Raw genomic sequence first — 14,877 nt, 5'->3', positions numbered from 1 at the left:
GGCCATGCTCGGGAGGGGGAGCGGCCAGCATATTCCAGGTCCGTACAGACCACTAGGCCGCGATCACTTGAGGCTTGGGGCGCGAGTGGTGATTTCGCCAGGTCATCGGGTTGACGCCCTCGCTGCGGGTGAACATATGGCAGAAGTGCGCCTGGTCGCAAAACCCGCACTCCAGGCTGATTTGCGTGAGGCTCAAGGAGGAACTGGTGATCAATTCCTTGGCTCTCTGGATGCGCTGTTGGCGGATCCACTCCTGCGGCGACAGCCCGGTGGTGCACTTGAAGGCGCGGGAGAAATGGCTGCGCGACAACGCACAGGCCTGGGCCAGGTCGGCAATGGCCAGGCTTTCGCCGAGATTGGCCAGGATCAACTGCTTGGCGATACGCTCGCGCCGGGGGCATAAGCCACCGGTGGCGGATAAACGAGGGACATATTGCTCGAGTCGGGCCATGACAAATATCCGCAGTCGATGGGAGCGTTCCCGTTGAATGGATGCAGTGTAGACGCCGTTAATCTTGTTGCCGGGCCGCCCGGCTGACGAGTTAATCGTTGTTAATTTCGTCAGGTATCGGCCTGGAAAAGACAGCACAGCCATGCAATCCCAATAGCGCTTCGTGTGTTTATCTGTAGGCTTTCCAATCGTTTGGATACCACCATGAACCGCAACGACCTGCGCCGCGTCGACATGAACCTGCTGGTGATTTTCGAAGCGCTGATGTTCGAGAAGAACCTGACCCGGGTCGCCGAAAAACTCTTCATGGGCCAACCCGCGGTCAGCGCGGCGCTGGGGCGCCTGCGCGATTTGTTCGACGACCCGTTGCTGCTGCGCAACGGGCGGGGCATGGAGCCCACGCCACGTGCGCTGGCGATACTCAAGGAGTTGCAACCGGCCATGGACACCATTTCCGGCGCGGTCAGCCGTGCCAAGGATTTTGATCCTTCCACCAGCTGTGCGGTGTTCCGCATCGGCCTTTCCGACGACGCCGAGTTCGGCCTGTTCCCGCCACTGCTCAGCCAACTGCGCGAAGAGGCCCCAGGCATCATCGTGGTGGTGCGCCGGGCTAATTACCTGCTGATGTCATCGTTGCTGGCCAGTGGTGAGATATCCGTTGGCGTGAGCTACACCACCGAACTGCCGGCGAATGCCAAGCGCAAGAAACTGCGAGACATCCCGTGCAAGGTCCTGCGTGGGGACGACGGCGCCGAGCCGCTGACCCTGGATGACTACTGTGACCGGCCCCATGCGATGGTGTCTTTTTCCGGGGACTTGAGCGGCAATATCGACCTGGACCTAGCGCGCATTGGCAGGGCGCGGCGGGTGGTGCTCGCGGTGCCACAGTTCAGCGGGTTGCGCGCGTTGCTGGCGGGCACGCAGATTATCGCGACGGTGCCTGATTATGCGGCGTGTGCGTTGACCGAGGGCACGGCGTTACGGGCGGAGGATCCGCCGTTTGCGATCGAGGCGGCGGAGTTGTCGATGGTGTGGAGCGGGGTGCATGACAATGACCCGGCGGAGCGGTGGTTGAGGGGGAGGATTGGGGAGCATATGGCTCGGGTGGTTTGACCTTCTGGGTACATATCCGTTATTTGCGTAACGGCCTCCTATGGTTCCGCCCTTACGGCGGGTCACTTTTGGAAGGACCCAAAAGTAACCAAAAGGTCCTCGCCCCAACACTCGGCACCTCGCTTAGGCTCGGTGTGCCCTCACTCCGGCTTTGGAGCGTGGGCCGCCGCGATGGGCCATCCATGGCCCAGCGCGGCTAACCCGGCGTCCTGCCGGGTTACCCACGCTCCAAAGCCTGCGTTCGGCCAGCGTGTTTGACGGGGCGCCTCAGATCAAAAGCCAAATCAAAAGCGCGGCGGCCTGAAAGCCGACCGGGGTTTTGAGGCCGGCCTCGGTCACCTGTGGGAGCCGGCTTGCCTGCGAAGGCATCGACCCGGTGTGTCTTATGTACCGAGGTGACTGCATCGCAGGCAAGCCAGCTCCCACAAAAAAGCAGACCTAGGAGTACCCCAAAACTGCTTTTGATCTGCTCTGCTTTTGATCTGGCTTGTGATCTTGATCTGAGGCGCCCCGTTAACCACGCTGGCCGAACGCAGGCTTGAATCCGGGGGTAACCCGGCAGGACGCCGGGTTAGCCGCGCTGGGCCAAGGATGGCCCATCGCGGCGGCCCACGGATTCAAGCCGGAGTGAGGGCATGCCGAGCCTAGGCGAGGCACCGAGTGGTGGGGCAAGAGCCCTTTTGGTTACTTTTGGGGCTCTTTTCCAAAAGTGACCCGCCGTAAGGGCGGAACCCATAACAGCCGCTACTCAAATAACGGATATGTACTCATATCCCAAAGAAAATTGGTCACCCATTCTTCCCCAAAATTGGATATTCCTCCCCAACCCCCCGGTGACTAACCTAGCCACCAACCCCACCGTTGCGGAGCAATACCATGCAAACCCGCACCGATTTCTACACCGCCTCGCCAGACGCGATGAAAGCCATGCTCGCCCTGGAAGGCGCCGTCGGCACTCGGTCCATCGAGCTGCCATTGCTGGAGCTGATCCGCCTGCGTGTTTCGCAGATCAACGGCTGTGCCTTCTGCCTCGACATGCACACCGCTGATGCGCGCAAAGGGGGCGAGACCGAGCGTCTCCTGTACACCGTGTCGGCCTGGCGTGAAACACCGTTCTTCACCCCGCGTGAGCGCGCCGCGCTGGCCTGGGCCGAGAGCTTGACCCTGCTGAGCCAGACCCACGCCCCGGATGAAGACTTCAACGCGTTGGCCGCCCAATTCAGCGCCCAGGAGCAAGTCGACCTGAGCGTGGCCATCGCCACCATCAACAGCTGGAGCCGCCTGGCAGTAGGTTTGCGCAAGATGCCGAAGTAACCCGTCAGAAATTGACCGAGGCACTCAGGCGCGCCGTCAATGGCGCGCCTTGGAACAGGTAGTCATCGCCCATGTACTCGCCCGCGTCGCGCCAGTAGCGCTTGTCGAACAGGTTGTCGACGCTCAGGCGGAACACCGTCTCATAGCCGTCCACCTTAGTGGTGTAGCGGCTACCCACATTCACCACCGCGTAATCGCCCACTTCCACCTTGCCGGTGCGGTTGGCGGACTTCTTGGCGCTATATTGCACGCCACCCAGCACTGCGAGGCCGTTCACCCACGGCAGGGCATAGTCGGCATACACGCTGGCACGCAGCTTGGGCACGTTGATCGCCTGGTGACCTTCGTACTCCGGCGTGCCACTGCCGGTGACCCGCGCACGAATCGCCGCCACGCTGGTTGCAATCTGTAGGCGGTCGGTGGCCCAGCCGTTGGCCGACAACTCCAGCCCGGTGTTCTTCTGCTCGCCTTGCTGCACATAGGTGAAGTTGCCTGCCCCGTCCGGCTGGGCGTACTGGTAGGCCTGGCGGGTCTGGAACACGGCGGCGGCGAAGCTGATGCGGCGCCAGTCGTACTTCACCCCGGCTTCGATTTGCCGTGAGGTGGTCGGGGCTAGGGTTTCATTGGCGTTGCTGGCGTACCAGGGGGCGGTGCCGCCCAGGGACAGGCCCTTGCTGTAGCGGGTGTAAAGCGAGAGGTTGTCCACCGGCTTGAAGATCACCGATGCCTGTGGCAGGAACACATACCGTTGAGTGTGGCGGGCTTCATTGCCGTTATCGTCAAAGGCGCGCTCATCCAGGCGCACTTCTCGGCCGCCGAGAAGGGTTTGCCAGTGCTCGTTGAAGCGAATGCGGTCGCTGACAAACAGGCCGTATTGGCGGCTGTCGAGGTTGCGATGGCTGTCGTTCAATGGGACGTCAGTCGGTGTAAAGGTCGGCGCGTCGGCGTTGATGTTGCCGCTGCCGATCCACGCGTTGACTGGCGTGCGCTTGTCGATCACGCGGCGAAAAGCGCTGGTGCCAACGGTCAGTTCTTGGCCCAGGCCGGCGGTGTCGAACAGCCCGGTCATTGCCGCCTGTACTTCATCGTCGCGACGGGTGTCGTCCGGGCTGCGGTAGTCGTAGATGTCGTAGTTGCCTTCGGGCGTAAAGGTGTTGCCTACGCCGCGGGTGGCGCCACCCCAGGCAAACGAACTGTAGTCATCGATCACCACTTTGCTGCGGGCGGCACTGACACTGCCTTTCCACTGGTCGCTGAAACGGTATTCAAACTTGCCGTTGAGGTTCAGTGATTCAATGCCCACCTGCCTGGACCCGCTTTGGTGCCCCAGCAGTTTTTTCGGCGAGGCGTCGTGTGGAACCTCAGTGCCGCCCAACAACTGGTAACCCGGCACCGAGCGCTGTTGCTTGTCCTGGTATTCGGCATCCAGTTGCAGCACCGCATCGGGACTGATGTTCCAGTCGAAGGCCAAGGAAACGAAATCGCGCTGGCCGTTGGCGTGTTCGACATAGGCATTGAGGTCTTCATGGGCCACGTTGGCGCGCAGGCCGAACTGCTGCTCGCTGCCAAACCAACCGCCGACGTCGGTGGCGATGTAGCCGCTGCCGCAATCGTCGGTGGAGACGGTCACCGAGCGCACATCTTCCGGGCGCTTGGTCACGTAGTTGATCACGCCGCTCGGCTCGGATATCCCGCTTTGCAGACCCGCCAGGCCTTTGAGCACTTCCACCTGCTGCTTGTTTTCCAGGGCGACGTTCTGCTCGCCGGTGATGGTACGACCGTTGATCTTGTAGCTGCTGGCTGCGTTCAGCGAGAAGCCGCGCACCACGAAGTTTTCGTAATAACCAATGGGCGCATAGCTGTCGCCCACCGAGGCGTCGTTGCGCAGCACTTCACTGAGCAGGCGCGCTTGCTGGTCCTTGATCAGGGCGGCGTTGATCACGCTGATCGACGCCGGAGTGTCCAGCAGCGGCGCGTTATCGACGCCACCCACCGAGGCGGTTTCACTGCGGTAGCCGGATTCATCCTGGCCCTGAACCTTCACCGCCGGCAGTTCAATTTCAGCCGCCAGGTTGTTACCGATGCCGCCGCTGAGTAGCAAACCGAGGGCGAAACGTGAGGTGACGACGGGACGAAAACGCAAAACCATGGGGGCAAGGCCTTAAAGCGCAGGGCGGGGGGGCGCATAAACTAGGCATAACCGCGCACTTTTACAAGTTTTCGAGAATGGTTCGCGGCTTGAGACAACCCGTCTCAACCTCCCCGCTGAACCTTCTGCGCCTCGACAGGCCAAGGTGCACCTGCGATAGACAAGGCTTCCCTCATCATTTGCAGGAGATAGCCATGAGTATCGCTGGAAAAGTTGCGTTGGTAACCGGCGCCGGGCAGGGCATTGGCCGGGCCATCGCCCTGCGCCTGGCACAGGACGGTGCCGACATCGCCCTGGTGGACATCAATGGCGCCAAGCTCGAAGCGGTGGCTGCCGACATCGTGGCGTTGGGACGCAAGGCCTCGGTGTTTGTCGCCGACGTGTCCAAGCGTGAGCAAGTCGTGGCGGCGGTGGAACACGCGCACCAGACCCTGGGCGGCTTCGACATCATCGTCAACAACGCCGGAGTCGCGCAGATCGATTCACTGTTGGATGTCAGCCCGGAACAGGTCGAACGCACCCTGGGCATCAACGTGCAGGGGGTGCTCTGGGGTATCCAGGCTGCCGGCAAGAAATTCAAGGCGCTGGGGCAGAAGGGCAAGATCATCAATGCCTGCTCCATCGCAGGCCATGAAGGCTTTGCGCTGCTCGGCGTGTACTCGGCGACCAAATTTGCCGTGCGCGCCTTGACCCAGGCGGCGGCCAAGGAACTGGCCAGCGCCGGGATCACGGTGAATGCCTACTGCCCGGGTGTGGTGGGTACCGATATGTGGGTCGAGATCGACAAGCGCATGGCCGAGATTACCGGGGCTGAAGTGGGGGCGACGTACAAAAAGTATGTGGATGGGATTGCTCTGGGCCGCGCAGAAACGCCGGAGGATGTGGCGGGGTTGGTGTCTTATCTGGCAGGGCCGGACTCGGACTATATGACCGGGCAAGCTCCGCTGATTGACGGCGGCCTGGTCTACCGCTGAGATCCAATGTGGGAGCGGGCTTGCTCGCGAAAGCGGTGGTTCAGTCGACTCTTCTGTGACTGATGTACCGCATTCGCGAGCAAGCCCGCTCCCACATTTTGTTCGCGTTACGTCAGTGCTTTTCCGGGCATGTCGATACCTAGCTGGTTAACTCGGCGATACAGCGTTGCCCTTGAAATGCCCAGCGCCTGCGCCGCTGGCAACGGCTTCCAACGATGCCGAATCAACGCATCCAGCACCACCTGCCGCTCCGGGCTCACTTTATCTTCCACCCGCGCCTCAACCTGATCCCCTCGCACTTCCACCGGCAGATCCGCCACCTGCAACGTCCCGCCTTCACACACCGCACAGGCATACGCCAGCACATGCCGCAATTGCCGCACGTTGCCCGGCCAGGCGTAACCCAGCAGCAATTCCAGCGCTGCCTGACCGATGCCCACCGCGACGCCGCTGTTGCGCGCTTCCTGCTCCAGCAAACGATTGATCAAGGCCAGTTTGTCGGTACGCTCGCGCAGGGGCGGCAGGCAGAAACGCGCGCAGCCGAGGCGAAAGTACAGGTCTTCACGAAAACTGCCCTCAGTGACCAACACCGATAGATCGCGGTGGCTGGCGCAGATCACCTGGATATCCACCGCGCGGGTTTTCGCCGCGCCCAGCGGGGCCACTTCCCCCTCAGCCATCACGCGCAGCAGGCGCGTCTGCAAGGTCAGGGGCATGTCGCCGATTTCATCCAGGAACAGCGTGCCGCCATCGGCCTGTACCAACAGACCCGGCATGCCTTTGCTGGAGGCGCCGGTGAACGCGCCGGCGACGTAGCCGAACAACTCGCTTTCAATCAGGTTCTCTGGAATCGCCGCACAGTTCACCGCCACAAACGGCCCATCGCGACGGGCACTGCGCGCATGCAGTTGGCGGGCGAAGACTTCCTTGCCGGCACCGGTTTCACCTTGCACCAGCACGGGCAGGTTGCGGTCTTTGACCCGCACGGCCAGGCGCAAGTGCTCTTCCACGCGCGCGTCGACCAGCGGGATCAGCGCCGCACGCGCCGGTTTGCGTCGCGGTGCATTGACGCGTACATGCAGGGCGCCAGGCTCGCCAATCCAGTGCAGTTGCTGGGCCGATTGGTCGGTCACTGCGCGCAGTGCATCCAGGTCGAACACTTCACCGATGTGCTCCGGCACCTGGCCAAAGCGCAGGCGCAGGGCCTGGCGGGCTTTGCTGTTGAGGGCATGCAAGCGACCGTCTCGGTCCCAGGCCAGCAGCAGGTCGGGTTGGCTGTCCACATAGCCGGGCGTGCTGTGGGCTTGCAGCACCCAATGCTCGCGGGCGCTGTGCATGAAAAACGCGTTTTCGATGGCCTCGGCACTCTGCGCCACCATCTGCCGCACCAGGTGCTGGCTGCGGCGGTCATCCGGGGATTTGAGCGCGGAGGCGTCCATCACCCCGAGCAGGTTGCCCTGAGGGTCGAAGATCGGTGCGGCGGAGCAGGTGAGGCCGATAAATGCCGCACGGAAGTGGTCGCGCTTGTGCACCGTCACCGCGGACTTGCTGGTGAGCACCGTGGCCACGCCGCACGTGCCTTCTTCAGCTTCCGACCAGCACGTGCCCAGGTACAGGCCGGCCTTACGGCAGTCGGTGCGTATCGAGGTGTCCACGCGGTGGTCGATGGTCTGGCCCTGGGCGTCGGTGAGCATCACGCAGTAGTCGGCCTGGCGCACGCGGTGGTGCAGTTGCCCGACTTCTTCGCTGGCGATGCGCATGAACAGTTCGGCGCGCTCGCGGCATTCCTTGAGCAAGGGTTCGCTGAGGATGCGCGGGCCCTGCAGGGAACCGGGGTCCAGGTGGTGTTGCTCCATGGACCGCCGCCACGAATCGAAAATCAGCGACGGCACCGGCGCCTGGGGCAGGCGATCGGCATTGCGGACCACGCGACTGACGCAGTCGACGTGCTCCCTGGAGTTCGCGGCGAGCATAAGGCCTCCGGTTCTCGGTCTTTGTTGTTATGCCCGCCATTAAGCGCGCATGCGTCGGGTGGGACAAGCAGGGACTGACCAACTGCCAGGGATGAGACGCAGCGTCTCAAACGGCCTGAGACACGGCGTTCACTGTGCAATGCGCCGTCTCATTCTGCGCTGGCAAGTCGCACCCGCACAACGCCAACGCACTGCTCTGGATCAATGCTTTGCGAGATTTTACGGGGGCTTGGCACAGCCTGTGCTGAATGCCCTTGTAGCTGGCCGCAGCCAGCCTTTTGTGTGTCGAGACAACCTGGAGAACAACAAGATGTCCACTCACCTGTCCACCGATCAACTGCTGCATGCCTACACCGTGATGCGCACCATCCGTGATTTCGAAGAACGCCTGCACGTGGAATTCGCCACCGGCGAGATCCCCGGGTTCGTGCACCTCTACGCCGGCCAGGAAGCCAGCGCCGCCGGGGTCATGGCCCACCTCAACGATGAAGACTGCATCGCCTCCAACCACCGTGGCCACGGCCATTGCATCGCTAAGGGCGTGGATGTGTTCGGCATGATGGCCGAGATCTATGGCAAGAAAACCGGCGTGTGCGGTGGCAAAGGCGGCTCCATGCACATCGCCGACCAGGAGAAGGGCATGCTCGGCGCCAATGGCATTGTCGGTGCCGGTGCGCCGTTGGCCGCGGGTGCGGCGCTGGCCTCCAAACTCAAGGGCAGCCAGGGCGTGGCCGTGGCGTTTTTTGGCGACGGTGGTTCCAACGAGGGCGCGGTGTTCGAAGCGATGAACCTGGCCTCGATCATGAAACTGCCGTGCCTGTTCGTCGCCGAAAACAATGGCTATGCCGAGGCCACCGGTTCCGGCTGGTCGGTGGCGTGCAAGGACATTGCCGAACGCGCCGTGGGGTTTGGCATGCCGGGCGTGATCGTCGATGGCAATGATTTCTTCGCCGTGCATGAGGCGCTGGGCGTCGCGGTGGAGCGAGCGCGCAAAGGCGATGGGCCGACGCTGGTTGAAGTGAAATTAAGCCGCTTCTACGGCCACTTCGAAGGTGATGCGCAAACCTATCGCGGCCCGGATGAGGTGAAAAAACTGCGGGAAAGTGCGGATTGCCTGGCGCTGTTCCGCCAACGCTGCAGCGCCGAAGGCTGGCTGGATGCCGCGCAATTCGAACGCATTGACGGTGAGGTTGCACAGTTGATCGAGGACGCCGTTCGACTGGCCAAGTCCGATCCCAAGCCGCAGGCCGCCGACCTGCTCAGCGATGTCTACGTCGCCTACCGCTAATAACAACAACCACGTGGAGAGAACTTTATGGCTCGCAAAATCAGCTATCAGCAGGCGATCAACGAAGCCCTGGCCCAGGAAATGCGCCGTGATCAGAGCGTGTTCATCATCGGCCAGGACGTGTCCGGCGGCACCGGTTCCCCTGGCGAACAGGATGCCTGGGGCGGTGTACTCGGCGTGACCAAAGGCCTGTACCCGGAGTTTCCCGACCGTGTACTCGACGCGCCACTGTCCGAAGTCGGTTACGTCGGCATGGCGGTCGGCGCCGCCACTCGAGGTATGCGCCCGGTGTGCGAATTGATGTTCGTCGACTTTATCGGCTGCTGCCTTGACCAATTGCTCAACCAGGCCGCCAAGTTCCGCTACATGTTCGGCGGCAAGACCACTACGCCGCTGGTGGTCCGCGCGATGTACGGCGCCGGCCTGCGTGCGGCGGCCCAGCATTCACAGATGCTCACTTCGATGTGGACCCACATCCCAGGCCTCAAGGTGGTGTGCCCGGCCACGCCCTATGACGCCAAGGGCATGTTGATCCAGGCGATCCGCGACAATGACCCGGTGATCTTCCTCGAGCACAAGATGCTTTACAGCCTGCAAGGTGAGGTGCCGGAGGAGCTGTATACGGTGCCCTTCGGCGAAGCCAACTTCGTGCGCGAAGGCAAAGACGTGACGCTGGTGACCTACGGGCGCATGGTGCATATCGCCCTGGAAGCCGCCGCCAACCTGGCCCGCCAGGGCATCGACTGCGAAGTGCTGGACCTGCGCACTACCAGCCCGCTCGATGAAGACAGCATCCTCGAAAGCGTGGAAAAAACCGGGCGCCTGGTGGTGATCGACGAGTCCAACCCTCGCTGTTCCATTGCTACCGATATCAGTGCCTTGGTCGCCCAGCGGGCGTTTGCATCCCTGCGCGCGCCGATTGAGATGATCACCGCGCCGCACACGCCGGTGCCGTTTTCCGACGCGCTGGAAGACTTGTACATCCCCAACGCCGCGAAGATCGAGGCCGCTGTGCTGAAGATCGCTGACAAGAGGAATGCCGCATGATCCATACCCTGACCATGCCCAAGTGGGGGCTGTCGATGACCGAGGGCCGCATCGACGTCTGGCTCAAGCAGCCCGGTGACCGAGTGGAGAAGGGCGAGGAAGTGCTGGACGTGGAGACCGACAAGATCTCCAGCAGTGTCGAAGCACCTTTCAGTGGTGTGTTGCGCAGGGTGCTGGCGCTGAGCGATGAGACCTTGCCGGTAGGCGCATTGCTGGGGATTGTGGTGGAAGGCGAGGCCACCGAGGCCCAGATCGATGCGGTGATCGAAAGCTTCAACGCCGGGTTTGTCTCAAGCAGCGCCGAGGCCGAAGCAGCCGGGCCGAGTGCGCAAAAGGTCGAAATAGGCGGGCGCTTGCTGCGCTATCTCGACCTGGGCGAAGGCGGCACACCCTTGGTACTGGTGCATGGGTTTGGCGGTGACTTGAACAACTGGCTGTTCAACCAACCGGCATTGGCCGCCGAGCGCCGCGTGATCGCCCTGGACCTGCCGGGGCACGGCGAGTCGGGCAAACACCTGCAAAACGGCGATGCGCAGGAGTTGAGCCAGGCGGTGTTGGACCTGCTTGACCACCTCGATCTCGACCGCGTGCACCTGGCCGGGCATTCCATGGGTGGGCTGGTTTCACTGACGCTTGCCAGCCAGGCACCCGAGCGCGTCGCTTCGCTGACCCTGATCGCCAGCGCCGGCCTGGGTCCGGATATCAACGGCGATTACCTGCAAGGGTTTGCCGAGGCCAATAATCGAAATGCGCTCAAGCCACAGTTGACCCAACTGTTCAGCGACCCGGCGTTGGTGACGCGGCAGATGCTGGAGGACATGCTCAAGTTCAAGCGGTTGGAAGGTGTGGACCAGGCATTGCGGCAGCTCAATCAAAAGCTGTTTGAGGGCGGGCGGCAGATGATTGATGTGCGCAACGTGGTGGGCCGGCAGCCGAGTTTGGTGATCTGGGGCAGTGAGGATGCAATCATCCCGGCCAGGCATGCCGAGGGATTGGAAGCCCAGGTTGAGATAGTGCCGGGGCAGGGGCATATGGTGCAGTTGGAGGCGGCAGAGCGGGTTAACCAACTAATGGCAACCTTCTTAAAAGCCCAAACCGGATAAAGATCCAAATGTGGGGGGCTTGCTCCCACATTTCGAACTCCATCAGCCCTTGGGTTCGGTGAGTACTTTGCGAAAGGTTTCCACCAATGGCCGCAGGTTGATCCGATGCCACGCCGCCCATAACGGGGTGGTGTAGGTCAACCATGGCAATTCCCGCAGCACCACGCCGGGCGGTGCATTGCGGCTCAGGCCTTTTTGCACCATCGCCACGCCCAGCCCTGAGGCAACCAAACCCAATGCGGTAAACGGCTCGCTGGCTTCCATGGGGATCTGCGGCGTACGCCTGGCGCGACATTATGTGCCGGGCATGGTCGGGCAGGGCTGGGGGCGGGTGATCTTCCTGTCGTCGGAGTCCGATGGCTTGGCCAAGCGCCTCGCGGGCACCGGTGTGACGGTCAACGCTGTGCTGCCGGGCCCGACCTTCACCGACGGCCTGGAGCAGATGCTCAAGGACGCGACGCAAAAGTCCGGGCGCAGTGCGCGGGACGAGGCGGACGTATTTGTGCGTAACGCGCGGCCGACCTCGATCATCCAGCGTGCGGCGAATGTGGATGAAGTCGCCAACCTGGTGGCGTACATTGCTTCACCCCTGTCGTCTGCCACCACGGGTGCCGCGTTGCGGGTCGATGGGGGTGTGGTCGACAGCATGGCGATCTGATTTTTTCATTTCTGGAGTATTTATTGTGGCAACAGCCTCTTCTGTAATTGAAATCCCGGTATCGGCCGATCAGGTCTGGCAATTGATTGGCGGCTTCAACAGCCTGCCGGACTGGCTGGCGCTTATCGTCAAGAGCGAGCCGAGCGAGGGCGGCCGCGTGCGTCACCTTCAAACCGCTGACGGTGGCCAGATTGTGGAGCGTTTGCAGGCGTTTGATAACGTCGGGCGTACGTACAGCTACACCATTGAGCAATCGCCGTTTCCGGTGAGTGCGTACCTGGCGACGTTGCAGGTTGAGGCGCTGAGCGAGTCGTCGGCGAAAGTGACCTGGTCCGGGGTGTTTACGCCGGCGGCAGGCACCACGGATGCGGCGGTGGAAGAACTGTTCGCGGGTGTTTACAGCGGCGGGCTTGAGGCATTGCGAGCCAACTTCCCGGCCTGATCTGCCAAGCACTGCACATCGAATGTGGGAGCGAGCGAGCCCGCTCCCACATTTTTGATCGGTGTGAACCTCAGGCTTTGGGCATGAGCTGCTGGCGGCATTCCAGCACCAATCTGGCACCGCCTTGTTCGCTTGTACCCACGTCCAACTTGAACCCATGCAAGTTGATGATCGCCGCCACAATCGACAAACCCAACCCGAACCCGCCTTGTTGGTCACTTTCATCCACGCGATAGAAGCGTTGGAATACCGATGCACGTTCTGCCAGTGGTATACCGGGCCCGGAGTCGTGGACTTCGATGCGTGTGCTGCCGGCGTCATTTACCGCGCGCAAGATCACTGCGCCGCCCGGCGGGGAGAACTTGATCGAATTGCTCAGCAAGTTGGACAGGGCTTCGAACAGCAGCGCCCGGTCGCCGGTGATCCAGGGCAGGGACTCTGGGGTGTCGAGCACCAACTGCAATTCGCCTTCCTCGGCCAGGGGCAGGTAGAAGTCGTGCAGTTCACGCAGCAGTGGCAGTGGGTCCATCACCAGAAAGCCGGAGCGGCGCTGGTGGTCTTCCAGCTCCGAGATGCGCAACAGCCCGCGAAAGCGCGCCATCAGCGTGTCGGTTTCGGCAATCGCGTCGTCGAGTTTCACTGCGTAGCCCGACTCTGCTTCAGCCTCCTGCTTGATGCGGTACAGCTGCGCGCGCAGGCGCGTCAGCGGTGTGCGCAGGTCGTGGGCGATGTTGTCGCACACGCCTTTGACCTCGTTCATCAACTTCTCGATGCGGTCGAGCATGGCGTTGACGATGGCCGCGAGCATGTCCAGCTCGTCGCGCCGGTTGGACAGCGGCAGGCGGTGTGTGAGGTCACCGGCGACGATGGCTTCGGCGCTGGCCTGGATCCCGCGAATCCGCCGCAACGGGCGCCGGCGCAGCAAGTGCCAGCCAGCCGCGCCTGGGATAATGGTCAACGACAGGGCCCAGAGCAGGGCATGCCAGATGATCCGGGTCACGCCAAACAGCGAGCCGTTGGCGCGCACCAGCACCAGCCAACGGCCGTCTTCGGTGTGGGTGGCCACCGCGTCGCAGCTGTCCTTGGGCAGTTTGGGGTCGTCGGAGTCGACGCAATTGACCAGGGCGTGGATCTTGCCGTCCAAGGGCAGGTCCGGCGGCACTGCGCGGATCGGTCCACTGAGCGGGCGGAATTGCTCATCGAACAGGCCATAGGCATCCACGCCCTTCATGTCGAAGGTCATGCTGGTGGTCAGGGCTTCCACCAGTTCTTCGCCGTCGAAGCGCTGGAATAAGTGTTGGCGCTGCATCAGGGAGTGGCGCGACAGGTCGCTCAGGTAACCCGACACCTCGTAATACAGCACCCCCATCAGGATGCAGCTCCAGGCCACGAACAACGAACTGTACAGCGCCAGCAAGCGGCTGCTGGAGGAGCGCCAGCCCTTAGATGGGTTCAGCAATGACATAACCGGAACCTCGTACCGTGCGGATCAGCGGCGTGAGGCCCGGTGGGTCGATCTTTTTGCGCAGGCGGCCGATGTGCACGTCGATCAGGTTGGTGCCCGGGTCGAAGTGATAGCCCCAGACTTCTTCAAAGATCATCATCCGCGACAGGATCTGCCCGGTGTTGCGCATCAGGAATTCGAGCAGTTTGTATTCGGTGGGCAGCAAGCTCAGCGGCTGGTCGGCGCGGCTGGCTTCGCGGCTGATCAGGTTCAGTTCCAGGTCGGCCACGCGCAGGGCGGTTTCGAATTCCTTGACCGTGCTTTTGCGCCGCAGCAGCACTTCGACGCGCGCCGCCATTTCGTCGGAAGCGAACGGCTTGGTCAGGTAGTCGTCACCCCCGGCGCGCAGGCCGCGCACACGCTCATCGACATCGGAGAGGGCGCTGATCATCAGGATCGGTGTCGACACCCCGATAGTGCGCAGGGTGGTGACGATGGCCAGGCCATCGAGTTCCGGCAGCATGCGGTCGAGGGTGATCAGGTCGTAATCCCCACTCACGGCACGGACCAGGCCTTCGCGGCCGTTGTCCACCCAATCTACATCCAGTCCATGGCTACTCAGCTCGGCGACGATCTCGCGGGCTGTTACGGCGTCATCCTCGATGGTCAAAATACGGGTCATAGGATTACCTGGTGAGCGATTCACACTAGAAGTGTGGGCATTTTGCCAAGAAATGGCTGAACGCTTACTAAATAAAAAGTCATCTTGGCAAAACTGACACAGATTTTATGGCCGCGAACGATGGAATGCATAACGCCCGCCTCAAACGATCAATTCTTGCAACTTGCATGATTTTCGTAAGTTCAAATTACTTAAGCTACTGATTTACAAAGATATTAAATTCGATGTCGACTGGCACG

General features: G+C 62.0%; 12 protein-coding genes and 2 pseudogenes. 8 read left to right on the top strand and 6 right to left on the bottom strand.

Features of this window, described 5'->3' with window-relative positions; genetic code table 11:
- Positions 1-52: 52 nt before the first annotated feature.
- A complete protein-coding gene (locus AACY08_RS00205; protein ID WP_339467234.1) occupies positions 53-451 on the bottom strand; it encodes an AraC family transcriptional regulator in 399 nt (132 codons plus the stop codon).
- Positions 452-655: 204 nt separating this feature from the next.
- Between AACY08_RS00205 and AACY08_RS00200 the strand changes: the two genes are divergently transcribed.
- Positions 656-1,564, top strand: coding sequence for a LysR family transcriptional regulator (locus tag AACY08_RS00200; RefSeq protein WP_339420422.1), 909 nt, complete (start codon positions 656-658; stop codon positions 1,562-1,564).
- An 876-nt stretch (positions 1,565-2,440) separates the two neighbouring features.
- On the top strand, positions 2,441-2,878 hold the full coding sequence (locus tag AACY08_RS00195) for a carboxymuconolactone decarboxylase family protein (RefSeq protein WP_339467232.1): 438 nt from the start codon (positions 2,441-2,443) through the stop codon (positions 2,876-2,878).
- Between the two features lie 4 nt (positions 2,879-2,882).
- Here AACY08_RS00195 and AACY08_RS00190 read toward each other — a convergent pair whose 3' ends face one another.
- Positions 2,883-5,027, bottom strand: a complete 2,145-nt coding sequence (locus tag AACY08_RS00190) for a TonB-dependent siderophore receptor (RefSeq protein ID WP_339467230.1) — start codon at positions 5,025-5,027, stop codon at positions 2,883-2,885.
- Positions 5,028-5,221: 194 nt separating this feature from the next.
- On the opposite strand from AACY08_RS00190, the gene AACY08_RS00185 reads away from it, so the two are divergent.
- Entirely contained in the window at positions 5,222-6,001 is a 780-nt protein-coding gene (locus tag AACY08_RS00185; protein ID WP_339467229.1) for an acetoin reductase, read from the top strand.
- A gap of 107 nt (positions 6,002-6,108) precedes the next feature.
- Here AACY08_RS00185 and AACY08_RS00180 read toward each other — a convergent pair whose 3' ends face one another.
- A complete protein-coding gene (locus AACY08_RS00180; RefSeq protein WP_339467228.1) occupies positions 6,109-7,974 on the bottom strand; it encodes a sigma-54-dependent Fis family transcriptional regulator in 1,866 nt (621 codons plus the stop codon).
- Positions 7,975-8,284: 310 nt separating this feature from the next.
- Here AACY08_RS00180 and AACY08_RS00175 point away from each other — a divergent pair, with 310 nt between their 5' ends.
- From AACY08_RS00175 to AACY08_RS00165, 3 genes are read left to right on the top strand one after another with little or no spacing between them, the layout of a single operon-like run.
- Positions 8,285-9,262 carry a thiamine pyrophosphate-dependent dehydrogenase E1 component subunit alpha gene (locus tag AACY08_RS00175; protein WP_065909607.1) on the top strand — a complete coding sequence of 326 codons (978 nt, stop codon included), beginning with the start codon at positions 8,285-8,287 and terminating at the stop codon, positions 9,260-9,262.
- A 27-nt stretch (positions 9,263-9,289) separates the two neighbouring features.
- Positions 9,290-10,309 (top strand): alpha-ketoacid dehydrogenase subunit beta, encoded by a 1,020-nt coding sequence (locus AACY08_RS00170; protein WP_339467223.1) that lies wholly within the window; start codon positions 9,290-9,292, stop codon positions 10,307-10,309.
- Complete coding sequence (locus tag AACY08_RS00165) at positions 10,306-11,412, top strand: acetoin dehydrogenase dihydrolipoyllysine-residue acetyltransferase subunit (RefSeq protein WP_339467222.1); 1,107 nt, start codon at positions 10,306-10,308, stop codon at positions 11,410-11,412. The genes AACY08_RS00170 and AACY08_RS00165 overlap by 4 nt, the downstream gene beginning before the upstream one ends.
- A gap of 42 nt (positions 11,413-11,454) precedes the next feature.
- On the opposite strand, the pseudogene AACY08_RS00160 reads toward AACY08_RS00165, so the two are convergent.
- Positions 11,455-11,703 (bottom strand): annotated as a pseudogene (locus AACY08_RS00160) (LysR substrate-binding domain-containing protein); the annotation flags it as partial.
- Between AACY08_RS00160 and AACY08_RS00155 the strand changes: the two are divergent.
- Positions 11,681-12,070, top strand: a pseudogene (locus AACY08_RS00155) (SDR family oxidoreductase); the annotation flags it as partial. The pseudogenes AACY08_RS00160 and AACY08_RS00155 sit on opposite strands and share 23 nt — an antisense overlap.
- 25 nt (positions 12,071-12,095) lie before the next feature.
- Entirely contained in the window at positions 12,096-12,512 is a 417-nt protein-coding gene (locus AACY08_RS00150; protein ID WP_339420429.1) for an SRPBCC family protein, read from the top strand.
- A 70-nt stretch (positions 12,513-12,582) separates the two neighbouring features.
- On the opposite strand, the gene AACY08_RS00145 is transcribed toward AACY08_RS00150, so the two are convergent.
- Entirely contained in the window at positions 12,583-13,977 is a 1,395-nt protein-coding gene (locus AACY08_RS00145; RefSeq protein WP_339467220.1) for a sensor histidine kinase, read from the bottom strand.
- Positions 13,955-14,638: a response regulator transcription factor gene (locus AACY08_RS00140; protein ID WP_065876088.1), complete on the bottom strand. Its 684-nt coding sequence runs from the start codon at positions 14,636-14,638 to the stop codon at positions 13,955-13,957. The genes AACY08_RS00145 and AACY08_RS00140 overlap by 23 nt, the downstream gene beginning before the upstream one ends.
- Positions 14,639-14,877 lie beyond the last annotated feature (239 nt).

It is taken from the genome of Pseudomonas sp. EL_65y_Pfl1_R83 (genome assembly GCF_963970695.1).
Lineage (GTDB): Bacteria > Pseudomonadota > Gammaproteobacteria > Pseudomonadales > Pseudomonadaceae > Aquipseudomonas > Aquipseudomonas tritici.
Note: the sequence above shows the minus strand (reverse complement) of the source record. Positions and strands in the feature narration are given on the sequence as shown.